Raw genomic sequence first — 25,097 nt, 5'->3', positions numbered from 1 at the left:
CCCCGCGGCCACCCACGTCGATGCCGAAGGAGGCTTCCATGTTCCGCGCTCCCCAAAAATTCCCGAGTTTACGTCGCGCCGCGCTCGCACTGACCTTGCTCGCTGCACTGCCGTTGGCGCACGCCAAAGAGCCCAATGGTCCGAACAAGGAGTCTGCCGGCTTGAGATATGTCGGCGTCAATCTGTCCGGCGCCGAGTTCAACTCGCGCAAGAAGCCCGGCACCTTGTTCAAGGATTACACCTACCCGGCCGCATCGGATTTCAGCTATTTCGCCGGCAAGGGCATGAATACGATCCGCCTGCCGTTTCTGTGGGAGCGCCTGCAACCTCAACTCAACGGCGAACTGGATAACGCGCAGCTTGGGCTGATCAAGAAATCGCTCGAAGCGGCCAAGGCGAACAAGCAGTTCCTGATCCTGGATCTGCACAACTACGCCAAATACAACGGCAAGCGCCTGGGCACCGACGAAGTGTCCGCTACCGCACTGGCCGATCTGTGGCGGCGGCTGGCGCTGGAGTTCAAGGACGACAAGTCGGTGATCTTCGGGCTGATGAATGAGCCCAACGGCATCTCCGCAACCGACTGGGCCATGGCGGCGCAGGGTGCGATCAACGCGATCCGCAAGACCGGCGCCCGCAATCTGATCCTGGTGCCGGGCACGGCCTACACCGGCGCGCACAGCTGGCGCAGCAACAGTTACGGCGGCTCCAACGCCAAGGCGCTGACCATCCTCAAGGACCCCGGCAACAACCTGGCCTTCGAAGCGCACCAGTATCTGGACAACGACTACAGCGGCACCAAGCCCGAATGCACCAGCGACAGCGTGGGCGAAGAAAAGCTGCGTGGCTTTACCGACTGGCTGCGCGAGAACAAGCAGAAGGGCTTTCTGGGCGAATTCGGCACCGCCAACAATCCGGTCTGCGACAAGGCGCTGGAAGGCATGCTGACCTACATGGAAAACAACAGCGACGTGTGGCTGGGCTGGACCTGGTGGGCCGCAGGCGCCTGGTGGAAGCCGGATTACTTCTTCACCGTGCAGCCCGGCAAGGACGGCAGCGACAAGCCGCAGATCAAGATTCTGAGCAAGTACGCACGCCGCGCCAGCAAGCGCTGATGGCAGCGGTGTGAGCGGCAAAACGCGGGCGATGCTATGTGATCGCCCGCTTTTTTTGCGTCGCCTTGCAGTGTCCACGGTTCCGGCTGGATATCGGGCAGCACAGCAGCTGATCGATGGCAGCCAGGCGGTAGACGAAAGTTGGCGCGATGTGGACCTCGGCACGCCGATGCTGCAGGTCCGGTTTCGGTGGATGCAGCTGCCGTTGTCGCCGAGAGCGTTGCCATCTTGAAGATGGATGCACCGCCATCGACCAACATCACGGCGGTGCATCGCCCGCTAGGCGCGCAAAGCACAATCACCGCACCGCGTGCTACGCGATTGCAGTGCTCGGCGCATGCAGGCACGTGTGCGCACGCGCGTTGCGTCGTGCGTGTCCGTGCACGCCAGCGTTGGCGCAGTCTCTGTCATCGCTTCAACACCGATGCATTGATGCGACCAATACCATTGCGAAGTTACAGCAGAGCCGCTGATTCAAGGCGTTCTCGCAACGTGCGCAGTGCATCGACAAAAACAGCTCGCAACTGCGAAGCACCGCACAGCTTGCTGCAGTGATACCTCGCATCCGTAGTTGCGCGCGGCAGATGCGCATAGGCTGAGGTCGATGCGTGTGCTTGCGAACAACTGCGATGCAGCGCATCTCCCCCCGTAGATGCTTCAGGAGTTCCCCATGTCCCCCTCCCCCACCTGGCCGCGCCAGCTGCTGTGCTGTGCGCTGGCCGTGCTGTTGCTGGCTGCGCTCCCCCGCGCGCGGGCGCAAAGCGGTGCACTGCGTTATGCAGGCATCAATCTGTCCGGCGCAGAAATCGCCTCGGCAAAACGCCCCGGCGTCGTCACTGTCGATTATCGCTACCCAACTCCCGGCGAATACCAGCACTTCGCCAACACCGGCATGAACGTGGTGCGACTACCCGTGTTGTGGGAGCGGCTGCAACCCAAGCCGCAAGGCGCACTGGACCCCGCACAGCTGGCGCTGATCCAGCAGGCCGTGGCCAACGCCAAGGCCGCGCACATGGTATTGATCGTGGATATCCACAACTACGCCAAATATTACGGGCAGAAGATCGGCACCCAGCGCGTGCCGATCAGCACCTTCACCGACCTGTGGAAGCGGTTGGCGGTGGCCTTCAAGAACGATAACGCGGTGATCTTCGGGCTGATGAACGAGCCCTACGACATTGCGCCGCAGAACTGGGCCGCTGCCGCGCAGGCAGCGATCGACGGCATCCGCGCCACCGGCGCCAACAACCTGATCCTGGTGCCTGGCGCACTGTGGTCCGGAGCGCACAGTTGGTATTCCACCGTCGCCGGGCAATCCAATGCTGTGGCACTGGCCACGATCCACGACCCGCTCAACCGCTACGCCGTCGAGGCGCACCAGTATCTGGATACCGACTCCAGCGGCACCAGCGCCGGCTGTGTGAGCGCTACCATCGGTGCGGAGCGCTTGCGCAGTTTTACCGCTTGGCTGCGTCTCAAGCGCAAGCGTGGATTCTTGGGTGAATTTGGCGCCTCAACCAACCCGACCTGCATGCGCGCGCTCGATGGCATGCTGCGGTATCTGGAGGCCAACCGCGATGTCTGGCTGGGTTCCAGCGTGTGGGCGGCCGGCGCCTGGTGGCGTGCCGATTACCCCTTCAATCTGCAGCCCGATAGCAGCGGACGCGACAAACCGCAGATGTCCATCTTGAGTGCGCATGCGCGTCGCATCGCACGCTGATTCACGTCAGCCCGCTTGGAGCGATCCGTAAAACGTAACGAGCGATTGCCAAGCGGGTGGTGCTGGCGCATCGGAACCGGCGTGTCAGGGTGGGACACGCCGATTTCCGGCTCCGGCCGCGCCGGTTTGGTAGGCGCATCTTTGTTTCATGAGTCACTTTATCAGCGATGCCGTGCTCGCGACGGCATCGTGTTTATTGACATGCCGCATGGCCGCGCCGCTGCGATGGCGCCACACAACTGACGCATCGCCCAATAACGCCGGTATCTCGGCACATACCCCTACGTATCCGGCCAATACCGCAGGCTGGTGATAACCGGCATACACGCATACACCGTTTTCTTGCCCATTCAGTGCGCAGTAGTTCGCATTTCGCGACTAAATACCTGAAATGCCACGATTTGGCACATGTGATGCATTGCAACAGGCAGATGCAGCGCACCTCGCGCCGATCGCACGCCATTGGGGCGGCGATGCATCTACCCGCCAGGAGTTGCTTCATGTCACGTCCTTCTTTCTCACTACGCCACCTTGCCCTGTGCGCCTTGTGTTTCATGTTGCTGGCCGGGCTGTCGTCCGCGCATGCGCAAACACATGCACTGACTTATGCCGGCGTCAATTTGTCCGGCGCCGAATTCGCATCCTCCAAAAAACCGGGCGTACTCAATAAGGACTATATGTACGCCTCGGCCGGCGATTACACGTATTTCGCCGGCGTCGGAATGAATACGATCCGCTTGCCCATCTTGTGGGAACGTCTGCAACCCAGCGCGCGCAGCGAACTGGATCCGGCGCAGCTGGCGCTGGTGCAACAGGCGGTGGCGCGCGCCAAGGCCGCAGGCATGTATCTGGTGATCGATATCCACAATTACGCCAAGTATTACGGTTACAGGATTGGCGGACCGGAAGTACCGGTGGCCACCTTTACCGACCTGTGGCGCCGTCTTGCGCTGGCATTCAATGGCGACAACACGGTGATCTTCGGGCTGATGAACGAGCCCAACAATATCTCGTCAAGCGAATGGGCCAGCACCGCGCAGGCCGCCATCGATGCGATTCGCAGGACAGGTGCCAATAATCTGATCCTGGTGCCCGGCGCCTTGTGGACCGGGGCGCACAGCTGGTATTCGCCCACCAGCGATGGCTACTCCAACGCCACCGCGCTGGCGGCCATCAAGGATCCGCTCAACCGCTACGCATTCGAAGTGCATCAGTATCTGGACGCCGATTCCAGCGGCACCAGCAGTGTGTGCGTCAGCTCCACTATCGGCGCCGAGCGTTTGCGCAATTTCACCGCATGGCTGCGCACCAATGGCAAGCGCGGCTTTCTGGCCGAGTTCGGTACCGCCAATAACCAGGTCTGCAATGAGGCGCTGCGAGGCATGCTCGGCTACATGGAAAGCAATGCCGACGTGTGGTTGGGTTGGACGTGGTGGGCGGCCGGTTCGTGGTGGAACCTGTCCTACGCATACAACGTGCATCCGAACAAGGACGGCACCGACAAACCGCAGATGACGATTCTTTCGCCACAGGCCGCACGCGCAACCCGTGCACCCGGCACTGCCGCTGCACGTCTGGCTGCACCCGCACCTGCGGCGCGCACAACGCGCTGAACACGCGAGATGACAAGCCGCCGCAAGGCGGCTTTTTTCATTGGATGACTTGAGCGGCGGTGGTCGACATCTGTCATGCGATGCCGACGCACTGAAACCGGAATGTCAATCCAGAGTGCAGGAGCGATGAAGAGCGACCGCGATTTTTCAGTTAACTGAATTTTTCTCACTGAATAGTCGATGTTTTCACCCCGCCACGATCCCGCGACGGCCAGCATGGCGACACTTCACAGCAGGAGCCTAACCATGGCACATCGCATGATGACCACCGCACTGATCGGCGCATTGACGCTTGTTTCGCATGGCGCCTTTGCGCAGGACGCCGCCAAGCCGGCCAAGGCGCTCACCTCCAACGAGGTGACCAGCATGTTGACCGCCAAGGGCTACACCAAGGTGCACGACGTCAAGTTCGAGCACGGCGTGTGGACCGCCGATGCCCGTAGCGGCGATGGCAAGGATGTGGATGTGCACATCGATCCGGTCACGGGCCGCGTCTATGGCGACCAGACCACGTCGCGACTGAGCGACGCCGACGTGCGTGCGGCATTGTCCACCGGCGGCTATGCGGACGTGCACGACCTCAAGTTCAAGGACGGCCTGTGGAAGGCCGATGCAAAGCGCAACGGGCAGAAGGTTGAGTTGCACGTGGATCCCGACGATGGGCACGTGGTCAGTGTCGACAACGACTGAGTGTGTTTGAGCGCGGGTGCGTCGGGCGGGCAGGGCAGTGCGCTGGTTGCGCTGGTTGATGACCCGCAGTTGCAGCCCGCACCGTATCGATGCAGATTTTGGCGACGCCAGCGTGTGTGCCAGCCGGCGCTCCATTGCTAACCATTGCGCATCGCTAACCACCAAGCACGACTGAAAGCAAAGGGCCTCCAATTGGAGGCCCTTTGTCTTGCGCGCCACTCGCTTCAGCTGCCAGCGCCTGCACCACAGCGCACGCAGCATCCCTCACCGCGCAGGCGCGGCGTTCTTTGCATCTGCCTGCTTGGCATTGTTTGGCTTCGCATTCTTCGGATCGGTGTTGCCTGCGGCAGGCTGCGCTGCCGCGGCGCCTGCGCCCGGCTTGCCGGCCAGCATGCGGTCGCGTGCGGCCTTGAACGGGTTGCCGGGGTACCAATTGGGCCAGCTATCGCCAGCGGCGACTTGCTTGCCGACACCGTACACCGCTTGCAGATCTTCGATGGTGCCGTCGAGCTTCCAGGTGGCCGCATCGTACTCGTCGCCCGGCGCGTGATAGCGATTGCGGCCGTAATCCTGGGCGGCCGCACGTCCGGCTGCGGTGCCACCGTCGCGCAGGTCTTCGCCACCATCGGCATACAGCGCCGGCACGCCGGCCTTGGCGAAGTTGAAGTGGTCCGAGCGGAAGTACGAGCCGCTTTCCGGCGTGGCCTCGGCGTGCAGCGTGCGGCCCTGCATCGCGGCGATCGGCTTGAGGATGTCTTCCAGTTCCGAGCTGCCCATGCCCACCACGGTGACATCGCGTGCGCGCCCGGCCACCGACATCGCGTCCAGGTTGATCACCGCAGCGATCTTGTCCAACGGGAAGCTCGGGTTGGCCACGTAGTACTTGGAGCCGAGCAAACCGGATTCTTCCAGCGTCACTGCCACAAACACCACCGAGCGCGCCGGCTTGGGGTCTTGATGCGCAAAGGCATCGGCGATTTCCAGGATGCCGGCCACGCCGGTTGCGTTGTCCACCGCGCCGTTGTAGATGTTGTCGCCGCTCTCGCCTGGATGTTTGCCCAGGTGATCCCAGTGCGCCATGTACAGCACCGCCTCGTCTGCGTGGCTGCTGCCGGGCAGCACACCGACCACGTTGCGCGAGGTCTTTTCGGCGATGCTGCTCTTCAGGTCCACCGACCAGCTGGCCTTCAGCGGCACCGGCTTGAAGCCGCGCTTGCTGGCGTCCTTGTAGGCCTGCGCCAGGTCCAGCCCGGCGTTGGCGAACAATTGCTTGGCGGTGTCGGCGCTGATCCAGCCCTGTACCGGCAGGCGCGGATCCGGGTCGTCCTTGGCCGGCAGATCGTATTGCGGGCCGGACCAGGAGTTCTTGACCACGTCCCAGCCGTAACTGGCGCCGGGCGTGTCGTGCACGATCAACGCCGCCGCTGCGCCCTTGCGCGCGGCCTCTTCGAATTTGTAGGTCCAGCGCCCGTAATAGGTCATGCGCTTGCCGTCGAACAACTTGGCATCGCCGGTATGGAAGCCCGGGTCGTTGACGAACATCACCACCGTCTTGCCTTTCCAGTCCTGGCCGGCGTAATCGTTCCATTGCTGCTCGGGCGCATCCACGCCGTAGCCGACGAAGACCAGCTCGCTATTGTCCAGCTTGACCTCGGGCTGTCCGGTGCGCGTGCCCACCACGATGTCGGTGCCGAAGGCGAGGGTGCGGGTCTGCTCGCCGCTGCGCAGGCTGGGCGCGGTGCCCGCATCGGCGGTGGTTTCCACCATCGGCACTTCCTGGAACCAGCTATCGCCATTGCCCGGCTGCAAGCCGATGCGCTGCATCTGGTCGCGGATATAGGTCACGGTCTTTTCTTCGCCGGGCGTACCCGGGCCGCGTCCTTCGAACTCGTCCGACGCCAGCGTCTTGACCAGCTCGGCAAAGTCGCCGCTGGTCAGCTCCGGCGAGAACACGTGCCGGCTGACCGGTGCGCTGGGCGTGGTATCGGCTGGCGCTTGCACAGCCGGTGCAGACGGCGTGTCGGCCGATTCGCGTTTGCAACCGGCCAGGGCCAGGGTCGCGGCCAGGCACAACAGGATCTTGCGGGGCATCGGAACTCCTCGTGCAGCGGAGTCCCGATCTTAGAACGTGCGCGTGGTGAGCGCGTCAGTCCTTGGGTGCCACGTCCGAATCGAAGCTGCGTGCGGTGGCACCGGTGACCGCACCGATCTTGGCGGTGCGATGCACGTACAACTCCACTTCGCGCTCGAAGTGGAGCGGCCCATCGACCACCGCCTTGGGGCCGATCACCACGCGCGGTTTGCGCGAGGGCTTGAAGGAAAAGCTGAAGTTCGGCTTGGTCACCTCGATGCCGCCATGCACATGCGAACCCACGCCCACGGTGATGTCGCCATTGACCGTCTCGATGTCCTTGCCGAGGTCGGTTTCGACCAGGCCAATACTGCCGTTGACCGTTTCCACGCCACCGCTGACCTGGCTGCCGCGCTCGACCAACACGCTGCCGTTGACCGTTTCCAGCCCACCGGAGACGGTGATCTTCTGGCCCAGCGAAATCGCGCCGTTGACCGTGGACACGCCGCCAGTGCGGGCACCATCGCCGATCGTTATTTTGCCGTTGACCGTTTCCACATCCCTGGTCTGCGCACCGGCGCCGATCTCGATGGAGCCGTTGACCGTTTCCAGGCCGCCGTAGGTCTTGCCGGCCTCGGCGCTGATGCTGCCGTTGACCTTGCTGATGCCCTCATCGGCCCAGGCGGTTGAGCCGGCCAGGGACAATGCCAAGAGGAGATACTGGAGCTTCATGCTGAACCTCGCGCGGTGGCGGCTGTCTTGGGCGTGGCGGCGATCACACCATGCTTGGCTACAATCGCGCACCTGCCTGAAGTCACTGGACCTTTCGTTGCCCCTTTCGCCCGCACCGCTGCCGCGTCCGCCGCTCGTCTCCGTCTCCGCCACCGGCGTCGGGCGCAGCTGGCTGGCCGCGAGCGTGCTGGCTTGCATGCTGCTCGGCAGCGCCGGCGCGGGCGCGCAAAACCAGCGCGAGACCGAGCGCAAGCTGCAGCAGCTGCGCGATGAGCTCAAGACCATCAGCGCCGACCGGCGCGAGCTGGAAGGCAAGCGCGGCACCGCCGCGCAGCAACTGCGCCAGGCCGACGAAAAGGTCGCCAAGACCTCGCGCGCCCTGAGCGAAACCGAAGCGGCGATGCGTGCACAGGAACAACATCTTTCCACGCTGCAGCAGGACCGCGCGCAATTGCAGCGCGGCCTGCAGAACCAGCGCGTGCAGTTGGCCGCATTGTTGCGCGCCGCCGATCAGGTAGGCCGCAACGCGCCGTTGAAGGTGTTGCTGTCGCAGGATACGGTAGGCGATGCCAACCGCATGCTCGCCGATCACCGCTACGTGCAGAACGCACGCGCGCAGCGGATCCACGCGCTGACCACGCAGCTGGATGCGCTGACCAAGGTGGAACAGGACATCGCCACCCGGCGCCAGGCGCTGGACGCCGCGCGCGCGCAACAAAAGGCGCAGGCGGCCACCTTGCAGAAGGACCGCTCGCAGCAGGCGGCTACCGTGGCGCAGCTGGACGATCGCTACAAACAACGGGCCGAGCGCGAAAAGGCGCTGGGCCAGGATGCCAAGTCGCTGGAGCAACTGCTCTCCAATCTGCGCGCGGCCGCGGCCAAGGCCGAAGCCGAACGCCGCGCGGCTGCAAAGCGCGCGGCCGCCGAAGCCGCCGCACAGGCCAAGCGCGGCAAGACCGATCGCCCGGAGCGTCCCGGCAAGACCCCGCCCAAGGTCATCGCCACTGCACCGGCGCCCAAGGTCGGTGGGCTCAGCTGGCCGGTGGCGGGCAATCTGCTGGCACGCTTCAACGCCACGCTGCCCGACGGTCACACCAGCAAGGGCGTGCTGATCGGCGCGCCCAAGGGCAGCACGGTCACCGCGGTGGCCGACGGCACGGTGGTGTTTTCCGACTGGATGACCGGCTACGGCATGATCCTGATCGTGGACCACGGCAACGGCTACATGAGCCTGTACGCGCACAACGACACCTTGCTGCGCGATGCCGGTGCGGCGATCAAACGCGGCGAAGCGGTGGCCAAGGTCGGCAGTTCGGGCGGGCAGGGCGTGCCGGCGCTGTACTTCGAATTGCGGCGCAATGGGCAGCCTGTCGACCCGTCGAGCTGGTTGCAGCGGCGCTGATCGCTGCGTGCGTGCGCGTGTCCAGACACTGGGCATCGCACAGATCGCTCACGCACGGCCGGTCGTTGCCGTACTCGCTGATCAGCGTCGGTTCGGTGTCGCGTAGGGTCCGGTCATCGCATCGACCAGGCGCTGCTCGCCAGCGTGTTGGGGCGGCATCGCACCGATGCAGCGTGTTTGGCCGCTGCGCCATGCCACCAATCCCGCAGGATCTTGCAGCGCGGCGGTGTGCGGAGACGCACCGGGGCAGTGCCTGACACCGCGTTCTGTCGCCGACGGATAGATGCAGCCAGATCCCCATGCGCTGCACGCGGGCCGCACGCGGATGGCAGCGACCGGCCGGCGCCAAAGCCTGGCACCTCCACGTTTGTGTGGCCAGCCCGCTGGGCGCGACCGAACGGCCCCTGCAACCTGCGCGCAATTCAACGCGGATTTACCGCTGCTTCGCGCATAATCCGCTCAGCTCCGTCGTGCGGGGCGTCTTATCTCTTTGTCGGAGTGCTTCATGCGCGTAGCCGTCCTGTCCGTTGCCCTGTCGCTGGCCTTGTTCGCGTCGCCTGGTTGGGCGCAGACCGCCCGTCCCGCCGCCGCCGCCCAGGCCACTGCGGACGATCCGGAAGCCAATGAAGCCGCCGTCTCCAAGGTACCGCTGGACGAAATCCGCCGCTTTGTGGCGGTGTACAACGCGGTCAAGCAGGCCTATGTCGACCCGGTCGAAGACAAGAAGCTGATGCACGCTGCGGTCCGCGGCCTGCTCTCGGACCTGGACCCGCACAGCACCTATTTCGACAAGGAAGATGCCGAAGCCTTCGACGAACAGGCCACCGGCGCCTATGACGGCATCGGCGTGGAGCTGCTGCAGCAACAGGACAACACGCTCAAGGTGATCGCGCCGATCGACGACACCCCGGCGGCGCGTGCCGGCATTCGCGCAGGCGATGTGATCGTGGCCATCGACGGCAAGCCGATCGATGCAAGCAAGGCGATGGAACCGCTGCGCGGCGAATCCGGCAGCAAGGTCACCCTGACCATCGTGCGCGACAAGACGCCAAAGCCGTTCGATGTGACCCTGCAGCGCCAGACCATCCGCGTGGCCAGCGTGCGCAGCAAGGTGCTGGAGCCGGGCTACGGCTATATCCGCATCAGCACCTTCCAGGCCGATACCGGTGCCGATTTCCAGAAAAACCTCAAGCAACTGCAGGCCGGCGGGAAGTTGCGCGGGCTGGTGCTGGATCTGCGCAGCAACCCGGGCGGTCTGCTGACCTCGGCGGTGCAGGTGGCCGACGATCTGCTCGACAAGGGCAACATCGTCAGCACCCGCGGGCGCATCTCGATCAGCGACGCCAAGTTCGATGCCACTCCGGGCGACCTGCTCGGCGGTGCACCGGTGGTGGTGCTGGTGGACGCCGGCTCGGCCAGCGCGTCGGAAGTACTGGCGGGCGCGCTGCGCGACAACCAGCGCGCGCGCATCATCGGCAGCCGCACCTTCGGCAAGGGCTCGGTGCAGACCGTGCTGCCGCTGGACAACGGCGACTCGGTCAAGCTCACCACCGCGCGCTATTACACGCCCAGCGGCAAGTCGATCCAGGCCAGCGGCATCGTGCCGGAAGTGCAACTCATGCCCGAACCGCAGCCGGGCGACGCCGACGTGCCGGCCAGCCTGACCGACTACAGCGAAGCCACCTTGCCAGGCCACCTGCGCGGCGACGACGAAGGCGAAGAAGGCTATAGCGCCGGCGATGTGCTGCAGGGCGATGGCCCGATTGCTGCAGCGCTGTCCGAACTCAAGCAGCCCGGCTCGGCCGCCAAGGCGCAGGCCGCGCTCAAGGCAAAAGCCCAGGCCGCACAGAAGGCGAGGGCAGCCACCAAGGCGGCCACCGAGCCCAAGCCGGCAGCCGCGCATCCGGCGGCGACCGACAAGGCCAAGCCAACCGACCCAGCCAAGCCGGCAGCGCCAAAGGAAAAAAACACGCCAGCCACCCCAGCTGACCCGGCCAAGCCCGCAGCACCTGCGGAACCGGTCGCGCCTACGGATACGCCGGCACCGGTCGAACCGACCAAATAAGCGGCGCGAAAAGATGCGTGTGCGGTCGGCTCTATGCAGATCGCACGCCTGCCACCGGCCGCGTGCGCGCCAGTGTGTGCAGCCGTCCGATCAAACCTGGCGTCGCATTGCAGAACAGGCAGTGCGTGCTGCGGGTATCGCGTTTGACGCTGCATCGTTTGATGACTGCCGTAATGGCTGCAGTGCAGAACACGCGCACGACGCGGCGTATCCCGAATGTTCGTCATCGTGTGAGTGAGTGGCAGCGCCAGTCACTGGCGGAATGCTGCTTTTGCTAGAGGCGCTATCGCCATTCCGGACGGAATGTCGCTGCACGCTACGCGTGGATATTTGCGCGGAAACAATCGCGCGTTTGCGCGCCTGCTCGGCAGAAACAGCGCGTTCGATGCGGCGCATTCGTCGTTCAATCACTCGCTCAGAGCTGCATTGATCGCGCAATCGTCGCTCTTTGCAGATCGACCATTTGCACGGGCATGCCTGCGGCCTGCAGCACCGTGTCGGACGCTGGTTGAAGCCCGACCCAATCCAGCGCGCTTGCAACCCTGTCCATGCTTTCCTGTGCGCATCGCTGCGCCTTCGCGTGCGTAGTTCTTCGCGCATGCATATTCGACTCACCACGCGAAACACGCGCTAGCGCGTCATCGCCAACACTTCAGGATTGACCAGATTGCGCGGGGTGCCGGCGGCAAACGCCAGCACATTATCGAAGGCCGCTTCGAAATACAGCGCGTAGCTGTCGCGCTCCACATACCCCAGGTGCGGTGTGGCCAGCACGCGCGGGTGCTGCAGGAGCGGGTCGCGCGGGTCCACCGGCTCGCGCTCGAACACATCCACCGCCGCCTGCCCGGGCCGGCCGGCATCCAGTGCGGCCAGCAATGCACCGGGGGCGAGTAATTCGGCACGGCTGGTGTTGACCAGCAAGGCATCGGAGCTCATGCGGCCCAGGTCTTGCGCAGTCACCTGATAGCGCGTCTGCGCGGTGAGCCGGCGATGCAGCGACAGCACATCGCTGCTCTCGAACAGCTCCTGGCGACTGGCCGCAATCGCGTATCCATCGCGCGCCGCCTGCGCGCACGATGCTTCGCCGCCCCACACCAGCACCTGCATGCCGAACGCGCGCCCGAACCCGGCCACGCGTTGACCGATGCGCCCATAGCTCCAGATCCCCAGCGTGCGCCCATGCAGCGATCGGCCCAGGCCGGGGTCGCCAATCGCTTGCCAGCGGCCCTGGTGCAACGCGCGCTGATACTCGGTCAGGCGGCGGCTGGCCGACAGGATCAGCGCCCAGGTCAGCTCGGCCGGCGCCACCGGCGAACCGACACCTTCGGCCACCGCCACCCCGAACTCGGTGCACGCGGCCACATCCACATGCGTGCCCACGCGTCCGGTCTGACTGATCAGCTTGAGCCGCGGCAACCGCCGCAACAGCGTCGCGTCCACGCGGGTGCGTTCGCGGATCAGCACCAGCGCATCGGCTTCGACCAGGCGCTCGGCCCATTCGTTGGGATCGGTGGCCAATGCACCGAGCACCTGCACATCGTGGCCCTGCAGCCGCTGCAGACAGGGCAGCTGACGCACTGCGCCCTGGTAATCGTCGGGCACCAGAATGCGCATCAACGTGGCTTGGTCGGCACCGGAAAGGCCACCACCTTGTCGCCGGTGGTGGCATCGCGGATCACCGACTGGCCTTTCTTTTCCACTTCTTCGATACGCACGATGCTCTGCATCGGCAGGTGCAAGGTCTTGGTATTGCCGAACTCTTCGCGCAGGCGTTCTTCGGTGGGATCCACCACCAGGCCGTCGTGCACGTCGAACACCAGCTCGCCGATCTGGTTGAAGCCCCACAGATGGCTGCCGGTCACTTCGTGCGCGTAGAGCTCGTACACCTTGCCGTGATTGAGAAAGGTGACTTTGTACAAGGGCTTGGACATGCGCCGATTATAGGCGCGCCATCGCGATGGACGCAGCGTACGCGCGTTGGCCTGCCACACGCGCACGCGCCGCCACACGCCCGCGTCCCCGATGCGTCGCTTGCCGCGCTAAAACCCGTGGCGCTTGCGCAAGCGTCGCGCGATGGCCGCACGCACGTACAGCCCGTAGACGATGCCGAACAGGAAGCCGGCGATGTGCGCCGACCACGCCACCATGCCGAAGGCCGGGCCGATGTAGGCGAACACCACCTGCAGCAGTGCCCAGGCACCGATCAGCAACGGTGCCGGCACGCGGATGAATTCCAGAAACACCCCCAGCGGCAGCACCACGCCCAGCTTGGCGCCGGGGAACAACGCCAGGTAGGTACCGATCAACGCCGACACCGCGCCGGAGGCGCCGATGATCACCCGGTCCGGTGTGCCGATCGCAAAGATCGCCGCCAGGTTGGAGGCCGCGCCGCCCACCAGAAACAGCAGCAGCAAGCGCCACGGCCCCAGGATGCGCTCGGCCGGCAGCCCGAAGATCAGCAGGAACACCAGGTTGCCGAGCAGATGCGACCAATCCGCGTGCAGGAACAACGCCGTGAACAGCCGCAGCACGCTGCCATCGCGCAAGGTCGCCCACCAGTCGCCCAGATTGGAGACGCCGCTGGACAGCGCGCCCCAGTCCAGCCACAGCGTATTGCGCGCTTCGCCCGGCCGGCTGATCGACCACAGATAGGCCAGCCACACCGTGGCGAACAACAGCGGCACCGCCCAGCGCGGGGTGGGTTTCTTGCGGGAGGGGAGGGAAACGAACATCGCAGACGCACAATAGCCGGTCCACGGGCCTGAACCCAGCCCCAACCCAACCGCGTGTTCAGGACGCAAGTCGTTATTGTTCGGTTAATCGTGGTGGGTATACTGCGTACGGCGTCGTATGTCGGGGGGGGTCTCCGGCGCGCTCCAGGCACTGGATTGGTGCTGGGCGCGGGCGCTGAACCGACCATTGCAGTCTTTATCCGGAGAGCTACAACTCATGTCTACCGCTTCCACTCTGAGCCGCGCCACCCTGCTGGCTGTTGGTATCGCTGGCGTTCTGGCCGTTGGCCAGGCGCACGGCGCCGCATTCCAGCTCAAGGAAAACAGCGCCAAGGGCCTCGGCCGCGCATTCGCAGGTTCGGGCAGCGCCCCGGACGACGCCTCGATCATCGTCAACAACCCGGCCGGCATGCGCCAGCTGGACGGTCGCCTGTTCCAGGCCGACGTCAGCGCCATCCACTTCTCGGCCAAGTTCACGCCCGAGAGCGGCAACTACGCCAACGGCGCCCCGGTCTCCGGCGGCAACGGCGGCGACGCTGGCACCATCGCGCCGGTCCCGGCGATGTATTTCCACCTGCCGTTCGGCGAGAACAACAACATGCACCTGGGCACCTCGCTCACCGTGCCGTTCGGCTTCAAGACCGAATACGACCGTGACTGGGTGGGCCGCTACCACGGCACCAAGACCGAGCTGCAGGCGATCGACTTCAACGTCGCGTTCTCCTACGACGTGAACCCGTACGTGTCCTTCGGCGCCTCGGTGTTCGCCGAACGTCTGGATATCGATCTGGCCAATGCCGTGGACTTCGGCAGCATCCTTGCCGCGCGCCGCGTGCCGGGCTTTGCGCCGGGCAGCGCCGACGGCTACTCGCGCATCAAGGGCGACAGCACCGAAGTGGGCTTCACCCTCGGTGGCTTGTTCAGCATCGACGAGAACACCCACATCGGCTTCAGCTACCGCTCGGAAGTGGAGCACAAGATCACCGACGGCGATGCCGACTTCACCACGCCGGGCAATGCCGCTGCCGTGCTTGCCCGCGCCGCACCGGGTACCTTCATCGACACCAAGGGCCGCGCCACGGTCAAGCTGCCCGCCAGCGCCACCGCCAGCTTCACGCATAACGTGAACGAGCAGTGGTCGATCATGGCCGACGTCACCCGCACCGCCTGGAGCAAGTTCGACCAGGTGACCGTGGACTTCGCCTCCAACCAGCCCGACAGCGTGCTGGACTTCTCCTACCGCGACACCACCTTCGCCTCGATCGGTGCCGACTACCGCATGAGCGACACGCTGACTCTGCGTGGCGGCCTGGCCTACGACCAGACCCCGACCACCGCCGAGCACCGTGACGTGCGCGTGCCCGATTCCAGCCGCAAGTGGGTCTCGCTGGGTCTGAGCTGGCGTCCGTCGCAGCAGGCCGAATACAACTTCGGTTACACCCATCTGTTTGTCAGCGACCCCACCAGCGACACCCGCAGCGCCACCGGCGACCGCCTGGCGGGTAGCTACGATGTGCAGGGCAACATCCTGGCTGCCTCGATCAACTACAAGTTCTGATCGTCGCAAGCCGCGTTGTGTGATGAAAAACCCCGCTTCGGCGGGGTTTTTCTTTGGGGCTGTGCGTTGGCATGGTGCGTGGGCGCACTGGGCGGCTGGGCCGATAAGCTGCATCGACGGACGCGTTGCGCGGTGATCTTGTTGCTGGCAGTTTGGGGCTACGTCATCTCCGCAATCACAGCGCGACGCCGCCGACCTAACAAAGCGACGGCGATCAGTGATGGGCGACATTCCGCCGACGCAGCACGGTGATCGAAGGCGCGCGGATTTCCGAGCGTCAATGCATGAGGCTCGACGCATTGGAAATCCTTTGATCACGCTGCTTACCGCAGCGCGTTTACATTGCTATGGTCGTGCGCATGAGCCAACCCGACTTTATCCAGATCACCGACAACGCCATCTCTGCCGCCGATTGCGCCGCGATCGTGCAGCGCATGCGCGACAGTCAGCAGCTGCATCCGGGCCGCATCGGTGGCGGCGTGTTTCCCGAACTCAAACACAGCCGCGATCTACGCCTCAGCGGTGTGGCCGAGTGGGCCGAAGTGGAAAGCCGCCTGCAACAGGCGGTGTTCGACGGTGTGCTGACCTATCTGCGCCAGTATCCGCAGGCGCTGATCTCGCCGTTGATGCTGCAGGTCACCACCGCCGACGGCACACCGCATCGGCTGGTGGCCGAGGACATCGCGCAGATGAGCGACCAGGCGCTGGGCGATCTGGCGCGCACCTGCCTGCGTCCGGGCGCGATCAATCTGCAGTGGTACACCGCCGACCAGGGCGGCTACCCGTATTGGCATTGCGAGCTGTATCCACGCGATGCCAGCGCCGACACGCTGCATCGGCACCTGCTGTGGACGCTGTATCTCAACGAGGACTTCGAGCAGGGCGAAACCGAATTCCTGTTCCAGCAACGCAAGGCCCGCCCGCGCACCGGCAGCCTGTTGATCGCCCCCACTGCCTTCACCCACACCCACCGCGGCAACCGCCCGGTCGGCGGCGACAAGTTCATCGCCACCAGCTGGATCCTGTTCCAATCGGCGCAGGCGCTTTACGGCGGGGAATAGGGAATCGGGAGTGGGGAATCGCAACGGCAACAGCGGCGCGTCGTTGCTGTTGCCTGGCGGCTTTCATTCCTATGGCTGATTGCTACTGCCAGAACAGCCGTCTTGGGTTGATCCGCGTGTCTGCGCGAGTGACAACAGCACGTTCATCGCGATCAACCAGATCGCCCCAGACATTGCAGACGTTTCATATCAGCCAAGCGGAACTGATCGGTAGAAGCGCCACTGCCGTTGCGAATCCCAAATCCCAACTCCCCAATCCCGGCAGCTAAAACAACTGCCCCTGCGGCGAGTCGGGCACCGGCTTGGCCGGGGCGGCAGGGCGGCGGAAGGCGCTGCAGTCCAGCGTCGCCATGGTGCGTGCATCAAATCCTGCGCGGCGATGCGCGAGCGCAAAGCGGCGCGCCAGCAGATCGGCATACACGCCTTGCCCACGCAAGCGGGTGCCGAAGCTGCTGTCGTAATCCTTGCCGCCGCGGAGCTGCTGGATGGTGCTCATCACATGCGCGGCGCGCTGCGGGTGATGGGTCTGCAGCCAGTCGCGGAACAAGGGCGCCACTTCGTGCGGCAGCCGCAGCAACACATAGCAGGCACTGCTCGCACCCGCGTCGGCAGCGGCCTGCAGAATCGCTTCCAGCTCATGGTCGTTGATCCACGGGATCACCGGCGCGGCCATCACACCCACCGGCACGCCGGCCTCGTGCAAGGTGCGCATCGCGCGCATGCGCGCATGCGGTGCGGAGGCACGCGGCTCCAGCTTGGCCGACACCTGCGGGTCCAGCGTGGTCACCGAAAAATACACGTTGACCAGGTTCTCGCGCGCCAGCGGTGCAAGCAGATCCAGATCGCGTGTCACCAATGCATTTTTGGTGATCAGCGTGAACGGGTGCCGCGTTTCCCACAGTACTTCGATCAATTGCCGCGTCAGTGCGCGCTTACGCTCGATCGGCTGATACGCATCGGTATTGATGCCCAGCGCGATCGGGCTGGGCACATAGCTTGGCCGCGCCAACTCGCGCCGCAGCAGGTCCGGCGCGTTGGTCTTGGCGAACAGCTTGGTCTCGAAATCCAGCCCGGGCGAGAGATTGAGATACGCATGCGAGGGCCGCGCAAAGCAGTAACTGCAGCCGTGCTCGCAACCGCGATACGGGTTGACCGATTGCGAGAAGCCGATGTCCGGCGACTGGTTGCGGCTGATGATGCTGCGCGCGGTCTCCTCCGTGACCTGCGTGCGCAGCACGCCTGCAGCGAACTCCTCGCTGTCGTCCACGTGCCAGCCATCGTCCACCGCCTGCTCGGTGGTGACCTCGAACCGTCCGGGCAGATAACCGGTCGCACCCCGGCCCTTGATTGCGCTTGCCATCGACGCATCGTACGGCCGGCAGGTCTCATACGCCGCGACCAGGCGTTCGACACAATGAAGCTTTCAGGCCGGTGTCGATGCGCCACCGCATTGGCGCCACGGTCATCGCAGCAAGGCGCACGCGCCGTAGAATCCGCGCATGCTCGCATTTGCTCAGGGCGCGTGGGATTGGCTGGCCAACATTCCCCATCTCGAAGCGCTCCTCCTCGCCGCCTACGTGCTCTACCTGCTGTGGATCGCCAGCTGGATCGTGCTGCAGAAGCGCGAGCCGGTGGCCACGCTGAGTTGGGTGCTGTCGTTGGCCGCGTTGCCGTACCTGGGGCTGCTGATCTATTACTGGCTTGGCCCGCAAAAAGTGAAACGCCAGCGGCTGCGGCGTGGGCGCTCGCGTTCGGGGATGGAAAGCTACAGCAGCGTCTGCCCGCCGGATGCCGATTGCACCGAGCTGGCCAAGATCGCCCAGTCCACCACCGGGCTGGCGCCGAGCAGCGCCACCGAAGTGCATTGGCTAGTGGATGGCGCGGCGACCTATGCGGCCATCATCGAAGCGATCCGCAGCGCTCGCGACCACATCCATCTGGAGTACTACATCTTCCAGCCCGACCACAGCGGCACCGCGATCTGCGATGCGCTGATGGAACGCGCCCGCGCCGGGGTGAAGGTGCGCCTGTTGATGGACGCGATCGGCTCCTCGGCGATGACCCGGCGCGCCCTGCGCACGCTGCGCGATGCCGGTGTGGAAACCGCCTGGTTCCATCCGTCGCAGTTCCTCAAGCCCTTCAAGCGGCCGTGGCTGAACCTGCGTACCCACCGCAAGCTGCTGGTGGTCGACGGCCGTATCGGCTTCACCGGCGGCATCAACGTCACCGACGAAGAGAACGAGCAGGTGCGTAGCGATGCCTATCGCGACCTGCATGTGCGCTTGCAGGGCCACGTGGTGCGCAGCCTGCAGCTGGTCTTCCTGGAAGACTGGCTGTATGCCACCCGGCAGGAGCGCGCCGCCTTCCATGGCCAGAAGCTCTGGCCAGAAGAGGTGCCCACGCGCGCGCAGGGCATGGTGGATGCACAGGTGCTGGTGTCCGGGCCGGATTCGTCCTGGGAAGCCATCCACCGCCTGATGGTCGCCGCCATCCACGAGGCCAAGCACCGGGTCTGGCTGGTCACGCCGTATTTCGTTCCCGGCGAGGCCGCGCGCATGGCGCTGACCTCGGCCGCGCTGGGCGGCCTGGACGTGCGCTTGCTGGTGCCGCGCGTCAGCGACTCGCGCCTGGTGACCTATGCCGCGCGCTCGTATTTCGACGAACTGCTCGAAGCCGGCGTGCGCATCTACGAGTACGGCCCGCGCATGCTGCACACCAAGGCGCTGCTGGCCGACGACGAGGTCTGCATTGTCGGCAGCGCCAATTTCGACAGCCGCAGCTTTCGGCTGAATTTCGAGCTGTCGATGCTGTTCCGCGACCAGGCGGTGGCCGCCGAGCTGGCCGGGATGATCGACACCGACATGCAACAGGCGCAGGAAGTGCGCTTTGTGCATCGCCGTCCGCTCTGGCGCTCGCGTCTGCCCGAAGCCTTCGCGCGGCTGCTGTCGCCGTTGCTCTGAGCCGCCCCCGGCCCACGTGGAACCAGAGCGGGCGCGGCGCTACACTGCCGCCACTCATTGGGGAGCTCGTCATGCACTGGCTGTTTCTGCTTATGGCACTGGGTGCGCTGGTGCTGGCTTTCAGCACGCCGCACGTGTGGTTGCTGGTGGTGTCGCTATTGGTGGCGTTGCTGTTGCTGCTGTTGTGGACCCGCGGCTGGTTCGCCGCGCGCATGGACGATACCCAGCGCGACACCAGCAGCATGATCGACCCGGCCGAACTGCGCCGGCTGCGCGAGCTGGCCGAGGCCCGCAAGGCCGCGGCGCTGGCAGCAACCCGCGACGGCGAGCCGCAAGCGTAGAGAACGATGTCGTGACCCAGCTCAGCGTCAACGTCAACAAGATCGCGGTAGTGCGCAACTCCCGCGGTGGGCACGACCCGGATGTGGTGCAGGCAGCACGCACCTGCATCGCCGCCGGCGCGCACGGCATTACCGTGCATCCGCGTCCGGACCAACGGCATATCCGCGCCGACGACGTGCGGGCGCTGAGCGCGCTCACGCGCGAACACGGTGTCGAGTTCAATATCGAAGGCAATCCATTCGCACCGCCGCGCGCCGGCTATCCGGGGCTGCTGGAACTGTGCCGTGCCACACGCCCGGAGCAGGTCACTCTGGTACCCGACGGCGATGGACAGCTGACCTCCGACCACGGTTTTGATTTTGCGCAGGACACCGCGCACCTGGGCGAACTGATCGCTGCGTTCAAGGCGCTCGGTAGCCGGGTCAGCCTGTTTGTGGATGCCGGCAATCCGCGTCTTGACCAGGCTGCCGCGCTGGGTGCGGACCGTATCGAGTTGTACACCGGTCCGTACGCGCACGCGCATGCCAGCGGGCAGCCGCAGACGGCACTAGCCCTATTTGCCGACGCCGCGCGGCGTGCCGCTGCCGCAGGCTTGGGAATCAACGCCGGGCATGATCTGTCGCAAACCAACCTTGGCGATTTTCTCGCCGCCGTGCCCGGCGTGCTGGAAGTGTCGATCGGCCACGCGCTGATCAGCGAGGCCTTGTATGCAGGCCTGGATGCGACCGTGCGGGCATATGTGCAGCTGCTGCGCGGCGTGGGTACGCACACGTAGGCCACCGCGTGTAGTTTTCGTAGCTGTGTTTTTCGTATTCGGTGTTTGGTTCGCCAACCGTGCGCGGCGCACCGAGTGGCTGCGTTAGACGATGCGCCTTGCAGCGACGCTTGCGTGCACCTTACAAAAACTGCCAACAGAACGTAGTGAGCAGTGGGCAGGTGGGTGTACACAGCGCACTCAGAGCCGGAACGCATGCGTGGTACATGCCGAATCACGCACCAGCCGCGCCCGCCTGTTGGCTGCGTAGTAGGTCTATTTTCCGATCTAGTCTGTTAACCACTCAAGGTCTGCCAAATACTCTCTCTACGCCGTCCGGCCGGTTGGCCGCAGACAAGCAAGGCCAGAGAAGAACGCCGCTTGGCGCCAGGACGGGGATGCACACGCCGCGGCGCCTGAGGATCAACCCACACAGCAGCCTGTAACGCTGCCAACGACGCGTCACGGCAAGCCAGTCGGATGGGCGAGCGGTGCTGCATTGCTTCCACATCCATCTCGACTGGCTCACGCAGCGTATCGAGCTACGCTGCGTGAGCCAGTCGGACGCCTGCACTGCACGCGCTGTCCCTTCGCGACTTATTGTACGAAAGCGATGGGCTCTACCTGCGCGTTCTTGGCTGCTGCCAGCACCTTGGCCAGAACCGCGTATTCGGCATCCTGATTGGCAGCGATACGTACCTCCGGCTGATTGCCGGCCGTCTGGCGCATCTGTTCGATCAAACGCGGCTGCAGGTCCTGCAAGCTCACCGGGCTGGCATTCCAGAACACCTGGCCTTCGGCATCAAGCCGCAAGGCGATCGGTGCAGGCGGCTCCAGCGGCACGCGCGGCTGGCGGGTGGACTGCGGCAGATCCAGCGTGATCGTGCGCGTCACCATCGGCGCGGTGACGATAAAGATGATCAACAACACCAACATGACATCCACCAGCGGCGTGACATTGATCTCCGCCAGTGGTCCCCGATTCCCTGTTGTACTGAAAGCCATGACTGCCTCCGGTGCCGTTGTGATCGTGGGTGTTGCATGGCCGAGCATACACCTGGAAACACGCCATGGAAGAGGCATCGAGTTTTGTCGCAGCATTGACGGCCGTGAACGTGGGAGCGGGGTGTTTCTGCGAAGAATCGCGCGCCCAAGCAGACGCATAGCTGATCGCATAAACGTTTGGATTCGTGGTCCGGCTGCATGCAATGTGTTGTGTAGCTAGCTGTTGTCTAACTCATCGCCCAAAAGTGTCGATCCACAATGTGTAAACATCCGACGTTGCTCTCTGATTGGTCTTTATGTGGCTCTACGCAACGCCAGGCGTTTGTACACACATATACCGCCTTGCCCACGTCATTGGTAGTCGCCACCATTTCAGAGAGCGGTGCGGATTAAGCAAAGATAATCTCGAAGCGAGAAAGTCGCTTTCATTGACATTATCTGCAATGAGAAGTCTTCTGCATAAAGAACGGCCAACAGAACGTAGCGAGCAGTTGTCAAGCGGTGTGGATGGTGCGCTAAAAACCGGAGTGTACGAGTGGTGCATGCCGCTCCCGACCACCAGCCGCGTCCACGTGGCGGTGAGCACAGCCGTTTTGTGAGCTCTTCTAAATCGCTTCCGGCTATTCTCGGTATCTCGCGCTTGCAAGGAGAACAGTCCACCTGCTTTCTCATGTGATCAAGCAGATGAGATCGCAGATGCGCTGTCACCAACCCACATGTCGCAGGCAAAAAAAACGCCACCGTTGCCGGTGGCGTTGCAGTCGCGTCATGACTGTTGTGTTGCGGTATTGCAGATGCGTTTACTGCTGCATGAAACCGATTTTCTTCATCTGCGAGTTCTTCGCAGCGGCCAGTACCTTCGCCATCACTTCGTACTCCGCATCCTGATTTGCATCGATGCGCAGTTCCGGCTGATTGGTCGGATCGGCCTGGACCACTTCTTCCATCTTCTGCTGCAACTGATCAACCGGCGTCGGGCTGTTGTTCCAGAACACCTGGTTGCTCGCGTCGATCCGCAATTCGATCGGCGGCGGCGGCTCAGTCGTCTGCGGTGGCGGGTTGAGCACCCGCTGCGGCAGATCCACGGCGATCGGATACGTCATGATCGGCGCGGTCACAATGAAGATGATCAGCAGCACCAGCATCACGTCCACGAGGGGCGTGACGTTGATGTCGGCCATCGGCCCACGGCTTCCACCAGTACTAAATGCCATGGCTTACTGCCCCTTCACTTTGGTTGCAACGAAACCGACGTCCAGCATGCCCTGACCCTGCGCGATCTTGGTGATCTCGTTGATCGTACGCATTTTGGTCGTGCGGTCGCCGCGCAGGTTGAGCGGCGGCTGCGGGGTCTGCTGTGCTGCGGTGGACAGGCGCGACTCCAGGGCTTCCTTGGAAATCGGCTCGTCGTTCCAGTACAGCGACCCATCTTCCTTAACGGCCAGAGTGATCGGCGCGGCGCGTTTCTCCGCATCTTCCTTCTGGATCAAGTTGGCCTCTGGCAGCTCCACCTTGACCTTATGGGACATCAGCGGTGCCGTAATGATGAAGATGATCAGCAGCACCAGCATGACGTCCACCAGGGGCGTCACATTGATGTCGGCCATCGGGCCACCGCTGTTTCCACTACTGAAGGCCATAACGGGCTCCGTCTAAATCGTTGCGAAGGCGTTCTTTACGACCGGATTAGCGAACGCGCGAACCGGTGGCGAAGAAGTCGTGCAGGTCGTGAGCAAAGGTGTCGAACTTGGCGATCACCGAGCTGTTGACCTTGGAGAAGAAGTTGAACGCGAACACGGCCGGGATAGCGACGAACAGACCGATCGCGGTCATGATCAGCGCTTCACCCACCGGGCCGGCAACGGCGTCGATGGAAGCCGAACCGGTTGCACCGATCTTGATCAGCGCGCCGTAGATGCCCCAGACGGTACCGAGCAGACCGACGAACGGCGCGGTCGCACCGACGGTGGCCAGCAGGGTCATGCCCGACTGCAGCTTGGTGCTTTCGCGGGTCACGGCCTGACGCAGAGCGCGGTCGACGAACTCCGAACGGCTCAGGCTCTCGCCCAGACCACCGGTGCTGCCTTCGGCACGCTGGTGGTGAGCAGCAGCCTGGGCTGCGTCCAGCGCGATCTTCGAGAACGGCTCGGAAGCCGGCTGTTCTTCCATTGCGCGGATCGCGTCCTGGGCATTCGGGGCATCCCAGAATGCGGTGGTGACGCGGTCAGCAGCGCTCTTCAGGCGGGTGGCGCGGAAGATGTTGATGACAGTCCAGTACCAGGAGGCGGCGGACATAGCGATCAGGGTGATCAACACGACCCAAGACACGGCGAAGTCGCCGGGGCTGGAGGTCATTTCCGTGATCAAGTGCTCGAAGCCCATCTGCGACAGAGCGGCCGACGGATTGGAGCCCCCTGCAGCGGCGGCGATAAAGAATTCCTGCAGCATGACGCTTACCTTTGTTGTGTGTGGTGATGAAGGGTGGAGCGAAAGGAAGACAGGATCCTGGGCCGGCCGTAGCCGGCCCGTGGGATCAGTTCAGAGCAAAGTTGACCGGGACGCGGACACGTCCGGCGGCTTTCTGCCCGTTGACAGTGGAGGCGTTGAACTTCCACTTGCGTGCTGCGTCCATCGCGGCACGGTCAAGGTCGCGGTTGCGGCTGGACTTTTCGACCGACACATTGGTCACGTTGCCGCTCGCATCCACATCCACGATCAGGATGACCTCACCTTGGACGCCGGCACGGAACGCTGCTGGCGGGTACTTCGGCGGGTTCATGTTCTTGGACGAGATATCGACACTGGCGCCGATGTCACTCGGCGGTTGCGGCGGAGACGGCGGGCTCGGCGGCGTGACGATATCGCTAGGACGCGGTTCGGGAACATCGACCACCGGCGCTTCCGGCGGCGGCGGAACCGGTGACGGCTTCGGCGGCGACAGATTCTTGACCGGCGGTGGCGGCTTGTCTTCCGGCGGCGGCGGCGGCGGCGGCGGCGGGGGAGGAGGCGGTGCATCCACCAGGGTCACCATGGTGGTGCGCTCCTTCTCTGCCGGAGCCTTCGGCGCCACTGCAGGAATCAGCAACATCATCAGTGCAGTGAGGTGCAGGGCAATTACAAAAGCAATACCGATAATGCGGGCCCAGCTCAGACCCTGGTTCCCGGCATCATAGTCATGCCTGTGGATAACGAGTTGTTCCGTCATGCGCCAATGGCTCTTTCAGTGGGGGCCCGGATCACTGTGATGATCCCCAGGTTTTCGGACGGCTTTGACACC

General features: G+C 64.1%; 22 protein-coding genes and 3 other RNA genes. 11 read left to right on the top strand and 14 right to left on the bottom strand.

The genetic code is table 11. The features are described from left to right. Nucleotides 1–38 precede the first annotated feature (38 nt). Both XdyCFBP7245_RS10280 and XdyCFBP7245_RS10275 read left to right on the top strand, forming a co-directional pair. On the top strand, nt 39–1,115 hold the full coding sequence (locus XdyCFBP7245_RS10280) for a glycoside hydrolase family 5 protein (protein ID WP_104615567.1): 1,077 nt from the start codon (nt 39–41) through the stop codon (nt 1,113–1,115). A gap of 670 nt (nt 1,116–1,785) precedes the next feature. Then, nucleotides 1,786–2,835: a glycoside hydrolase family 5 protein gene (locus XdyCFBP7245_RS10275; RefSeq protein WP_170068601.1), complete on the top strand. Its 1,050-nt coding sequence runs from the start codon at nt 1,786–1,788 to the stop codon at nt 2,833–2,835. 22 nt (nt 2,836–2,857) lie between these two features. Here XdyCFBP7245_RS10275 and XdyCFBP7245_RS10270 read toward each other — a convergent pair. After that, nucleotides 2,858–2,933, bottom strand: a non-coding RNA gene (locus XdyCFBP7245_RS10270) — sX9 sRNA. A gap of 402 nt (nt 2,934–3,335) precedes the next feature. Between XdyCFBP7245_RS10270 and XdyCFBP7245_RS10265 the strand changes: the two genes are divergently transcribed. Both XdyCFBP7245_RS10265 and XdyCFBP7245_RS10260 read left to right on the top strand, forming a co-directional pair. Continuing rightward, nucleotides 3,336–4,448 (top strand): glycoside hydrolase family 5 protein, encoded by a 1,113-nt coding sequence (locus tag XdyCFBP7245_RS10265; RefSeq protein WP_104615566.1) that lies wholly within the window; start codon nt 3,336–3,338, stop codon nt 4,446–4,448. Between the two features lie 246 nt (nt 4,449–4,694). Beyond that, complete coding sequence (locus XdyCFBP7245_RS10260) at nt 4,695–5,138, top strand: PepSY domain-containing protein (RefSeq protein WP_170068600.1); 444 nt, start codon at nt 4,695–4,697, stop codon at nt 5,136–5,138. 264 nt (nt 5,139–5,402) lie between these two features. Here the strand turns inward: XdyCFBP7245_RS10260 and XdyCFBP7245_RS10255 are convergent, their stop codons facing one another. Both XdyCFBP7245_RS10255 and XdyCFBP7245_RS10250 read right to left on the bottom strand, forming a co-directional pair. Further along, complete coding sequence (locus tag XdyCFBP7245_RS10255; protein WP_104615565.1) at nt 5,403–7,229, bottom strand: M28 family metallopeptidase; 1,827 nt, start codon at nt 7,227–7,229, stop codon at nt 5,403–5,405. A 55-nt stretch (nt 7,230–7,284) separates the two neighbouring features. Beyond that, the gene (locus XdyCFBP7245_RS10250) at nt 7,285–7,941 is read right to left on the bottom strand and encodes a hypothetical protein (RefSeq protein ID WP_104615564.1); all 657 of its coding nucleotides are present in this window, start codon (nt 7,939–7,941) and stop codon (nt 7,285–7,287) included. A gap of 97 nt (nt 7,942–8,038) precedes the next feature. Here XdyCFBP7245_RS10250 and XdyCFBP7245_RS10245 point away from each other — a divergent pair, with 97 nt between their 5' ends. Next, nucleotides 8,039–9,343 carry a murein hydrolase activator EnvC family protein gene (locus XdyCFBP7245_RS10245; protein ID WP_104615563.1) on the top strand — a complete coding sequence of 435 codons (1,305 nt, stop codon included), beginning with the start codon at nt 8,039–8,041 and terminating at the stop codon, nt 9,341–9,343. 505 nt (nt 9,344–9,848) lie between these two features. Continuing rightward, nucleotides 9,849–11,408 carry a S41 family peptidase gene (locus XdyCFBP7245_RS10240; RefSeq protein ID WP_104615562.1) on the top strand — a complete coding sequence of 520 codons (1,560 nt, stop codon included), beginning with the start codon at nt 9,849–9,851 and terminating at the stop codon, nt 11,406–11,408. Between the two features lie 630 nt (nt 11,409–12,038). Here XdyCFBP7245_RS10240 and XdyCFBP7245_RS10235 read toward each other — a convergent pair. The 3 genes from XdyCFBP7245_RS10235 to XdyCFBP7245_RS10225 form a co-directional block, all read right to left on the bottom strand. Beyond that, entirely contained in the window at nt 12,039–13,022 is a 984-nt protein-coding gene (locus XdyCFBP7245_RS10235; protein ID WP_104615561.1) for a D-2-hydroxyacid dehydrogenase family protein, read from the bottom strand. Continuing rightward, nucleotides 13,022–13,339 carry a DUF1820 family protein gene (locus XdyCFBP7245_RS10230; protein WP_055852962.1) on the bottom strand — a complete coding sequence of 106 codons (318 nt, stop codon included), beginning with the start codon at nt 13,337–13,339 and terminating at the stop codon, nt 13,022–13,024. Before XdyCFBP7245_RS10230 ends, XdyCFBP7245_RS10235 begins: the two co-directional genes overlap by 1 nt. Before the next feature lie 108 nt (nt 13,340–13,447). Beyond that, complete coding sequence (locus XdyCFBP7245_RS10225; protein ID WP_104615560.1) at nt 13,448–14,140, bottom strand: rhomboid family intramembrane serine protease; 693 nt, start codon at nt 14,138–14,140, stop codon at nt 13,448–13,450. A gap of 217 nt (nt 14,141–14,357) precedes the next feature. Between XdyCFBP7245_RS10225 and XdyCFBP7245_RS10220 the strand changes: the two genes are divergently transcribed. Further along, entirely contained in the window at nt 14,358–15,698 is a 1,341-nt protein-coding gene (locus XdyCFBP7245_RS10220) for an outer membrane protein transport protein (protein ID WP_104615559.1), read from the top strand. Nucleotides 15,699–16,057: 359 nt separating this feature from the next. Then, nucleotides 16,058–16,759 carry a 2OG-Fe(II) oxygenase gene (locus XdyCFBP7245_RS10215; RefSeq protein WP_104615593.1) on the top strand — a complete coding sequence of 234 codons (702 nt, stop codon included), beginning with the start codon at nt 16,058–16,060 and terminating at the stop codon, nt 16,757–16,759. A gap of 265 nt (nt 16,760–17,024) precedes the next feature. On the opposite strand, the gene XdyCFBP7245_RS10210 is transcribed toward XdyCFBP7245_RS10215, so the two are convergent. Continuing rightward, complete coding sequence (locus tag XdyCFBP7245_RS10210; RefSeq protein ID WP_104615558.1) at nt 17,025–18,119, bottom strand: PA0069 family radical SAM protein; 1,095 nt, start codon at nt 18,117–18,119, stop codon at nt 17,025–17,027. Between the two features lie 139 nt (nt 18,120–18,258). Here XdyCFBP7245_RS10210 and cls point away from each other — a divergent pair, with 139 nt between their 5' ends. The 3 genes from cls to XdyCFBP7245_RS10195 all read left to right on the top strand — a co-directional run bounded on the left by cls (nt 18,259) and on the right by XdyCFBP7245_RS10195 (nt 20,836). Next, complete coding sequence (gene cls / locus XdyCFBP7245_RS10205; RefSeq protein WP_104615557.1) at nt 18,259–19,719, top strand: cardiolipin synthase; 1,461 nt, start codon at nt 18,259–18,261, stop codon at nt 19,717–19,719. Nucleotides 19,720–19,790: 71 nt separating this feature from the next. Further along, complete coding sequence (locus tag XdyCFBP7245_RS10200) at nt 19,791–20,060, top strand: hypothetical protein (RefSeq protein ID WP_104615556.1); 270 nt, start codon at nt 19,791–19,793, stop codon at nt 20,058–20,060. An 11-nt stretch (nt 20,061–20,071) separates the two neighbouring features. Further along, a complete protein-coding gene (locus XdyCFBP7245_RS10195) occupies nt 20,072–20,836 on the top strand; it encodes a pyridoxine 5'-phosphate synthase (RefSeq protein ID WP_104615555.1) in 765 nt (254 codons plus the stop codon). Between the two features lie 131 nt (nt 20,837–20,967). On the opposite strand, the gene XdyCFBP7245_RS10190 is transcribed toward XdyCFBP7245_RS10195, so the two are convergent. The 7 genes from XdyCFBP7245_RS10190 to XdyCFBP7245_RS10160 form a co-directional block, all read right to left on the bottom strand. Continuing rightward, nucleotides 20,968–21,044: non-coding RNA, sX9 sRNA (locus XdyCFBP7245_RS10190), on the bottom strand. Nucleotides 21,045–21,412: 368 nt separating this feature from the next. Continuing rightward, a complete protein-coding gene (locus tag XdyCFBP7245_RS10185) occupies nt 21,413–21,820 on the bottom strand; it encodes an ExbD/TolR family protein (RefSeq protein WP_104615554.1) in 408 nt (135 codons plus the stop codon). Between the two features lie 468 nt (nt 21,821–22,288). Beyond that, nucleotides 22,289–22,364: non-coding RNA, sX9 sRNA (locus XdyCFBP7245_RS10180), on the bottom strand. Nucleotides 22,365–22,620: 256 nt separating this feature from the next. After that, nucleotides 22,621–23,034: an ExbD/TolR family protein gene (locus XdyCFBP7245_RS10175; protein WP_039411682.1), complete on the bottom strand. Its 414-nt coding sequence runs from the start codon at nt 23,032–23,034 to the stop codon at nt 22,621–22,623. 3 nt (nt 23,035–23,037) lie between these two features. Further along, on the bottom strand, nt 23,038–23,460 hold the full coding sequence (locus XdyCFBP7245_RS10170) for an ExbD/TolR family protein (RefSeq protein WP_005912447.1): 423 nt from the start codon (nt 23,458–23,460) through the stop codon (nt 23,038–23,040). 46 nt (nt 23,461–23,506) lie between these two features. Further along, nucleotides 23,507–24,268 carry a TonB-system energizer ExbB gene (gene exbB, locus XdyCFBP7245_RS10165; protein ID WP_005912445.1) on the bottom strand — a complete coding sequence of 254 codons (762 nt, stop codon included), beginning with the start codon at nt 24,266–24,268 and terminating at the stop codon, nt 23,507–23,509. 85 nt (nt 24,269–24,353) lie between these two features. After that, complete coding sequence (locus XdyCFBP7245_RS10160) at nt 24,354–25,025, bottom strand: energy transducer TonB (protein ID WP_033897859.1); 672 nt, start codon at nt 25,023–25,025, stop codon at nt 24,354–24,356. Nucleotides 25,026–25,097: the final 72 nt, after the last annotated feature.

The organism is Xanthomonas dyei (assembly GCF_002939865.1).
GTDB classification, from domain to species: Bacteria; Pseudomonadota; Gammaproteobacteria; order Xanthomonadales; family Xanthomonadaceae; genus Xanthomonas; species Xanthomonas dyei.
The sequence above is the reverse complement of the archived record's forward strand: the minus strand, read 5'-3'. Positions and strand labels throughout refer to the sequence as shown.

Bases quoted from the DNA above. Each gene is read 5' to 3' on its own strand.
- XdyCFBP7245_RS10280 (WP_104615567.1), top strand. From the start codon at position 39: ATGTTCCGCGCTCCCCAAAAATTCCCGAGTTTACGTCGCGCCGCGCTC.
- XdyCFBP7245_RS10275 (WP_170068601.1), top strand. From the start codon at position 1,786: ATGTCCCCCTCCCCCACCTGGCCGCGCCAGCTGCTGTGCTGTGCGCTG.
- XdyCFBP7245_RS10265 (WP_104615566.1), top strand. From the start codon at position 3,336: ATGTCACGTCCTTCTTTCTCACTACGCCACCTTGCCCTGTGCGCCTTG.
- XdyCFBP7245_RS10260 (WP_170068600.1), top strand. From the start codon at position 4,695: ATGGCACATCGCATGATGACCACCGCACTGATCGGCGCATTGACGCTT.
- XdyCFBP7245_RS10255 (WP_104615565.1), bottom strand. From the start codon at position 7,229: ATGCCCCGCAAGATCCTGTTGTGCCTGGCCGCGACCCTGGCCCTGGCC.
- XdyCFBP7245_RS10250 (WP_104615564.1), bottom strand. From the start codon at position 7,941: ATGAAGCTCCAGTATCTCCTCTTGGCATTGTCCCTGGCCGGCTCAACC.
- XdyCFBP7245_RS10240 (WP_104615562.1), top strand. From the start codon at position 9,849: ATGCGCGTAGCCGTCCTGTCCGTTGCCCTGTCGCTGGCCTTGTTCGCG.
- XdyCFBP7245_RS10235 (WP_104615561.1), bottom strand. From the start codon at position 13,022: ATGCGCATTCTGGTGCCCGACGATTACCAGGGCGCAGTGCGTCAGCTG.
- XdyCFBP7245_RS10230 (WP_055852962.1), bottom strand. From the start codon at position 13,339: ATGTCCAAGCCCTTGTACAAAGTCACCTTTCTCAATCACGGCAAGGTG.
- XdyCFBP7245_RS10225 (WP_104615560.1), bottom strand. From the start codon at position 14,140: ATGTTCGTTTCCCTCCCCTCCCGCAAGAAACCCACCCCGCGCTGGGCG.
- XdyCFBP7245_RS10220 (WP_104615559.1), top strand. From the start codon at position 14,358: ATGTCTACCGCTTCCACTCTGAGCCGCGCCACCCTGCTGGCTGTTGGT.
- XdyCFBP7245_RS10215 (WP_104615593.1), top strand. From the start codon at position 16,058: ATGAGCCAACCCGACTTTATCCAGATCACCGACAACGCCATCTCTGCC.
- XdyCFBP7245_RS10210 (WP_104615558.1), bottom strand. From the start codon at position 18,119: ATGGCAAGCGCAATCAAGGGCCGGGGTGCGACCGGTTATCTGCCCGGA.
- cls (WP_104615557.1), top strand. From the start codon at position 18,259: ATGCTCGCATTTGCTCAGGGCGCGTGGGATTGGCTGGCCAACATTCCC.
- XdyCFBP7245_RS10200 (WP_104615556.1), top strand. From the start codon at position 19,791: ATGCACTGGCTGTTTCTGCTTATGGCACTGGGTGCGCTGGTGCTGGCT.
- XdyCFBP7245_RS10185 (WP_104615554.1), bottom strand. From the start codon at position 21,820: ATGGCTTTCAGTACAACAGGGAATCGGGGACCACTGGCGGAGATCAAT.
- XdyCFBP7245_RS10175 (WP_039411682.1), bottom strand. From the start codon at position 23,034: ATGGCATTTAGTACTGGTGGAAGCCGTGGGCCGATGGCCGACATCAAC.
- XdyCFBP7245_RS10170 (WP_005912447.1), bottom strand. From the start codon at position 23,460: ATGGCCTTCAGTAGTGGAAACAGCGGTGGCCCGATGGCCGACATCAAT.
- exbB (WP_005912445.1), bottom strand. From the start codon at position 24,268: ATGCTGCAGGAATTCTTTATCGCCGCCGCTGCAGGGGGCTCCAATCCG.
- XdyCFBP7245_RS10160 (WP_033897859.1), bottom strand. From the start codon at position 25,025: ATGACGGAACAACTCGTTATCCACAGGCATGACTATGATGCCGGGAAC.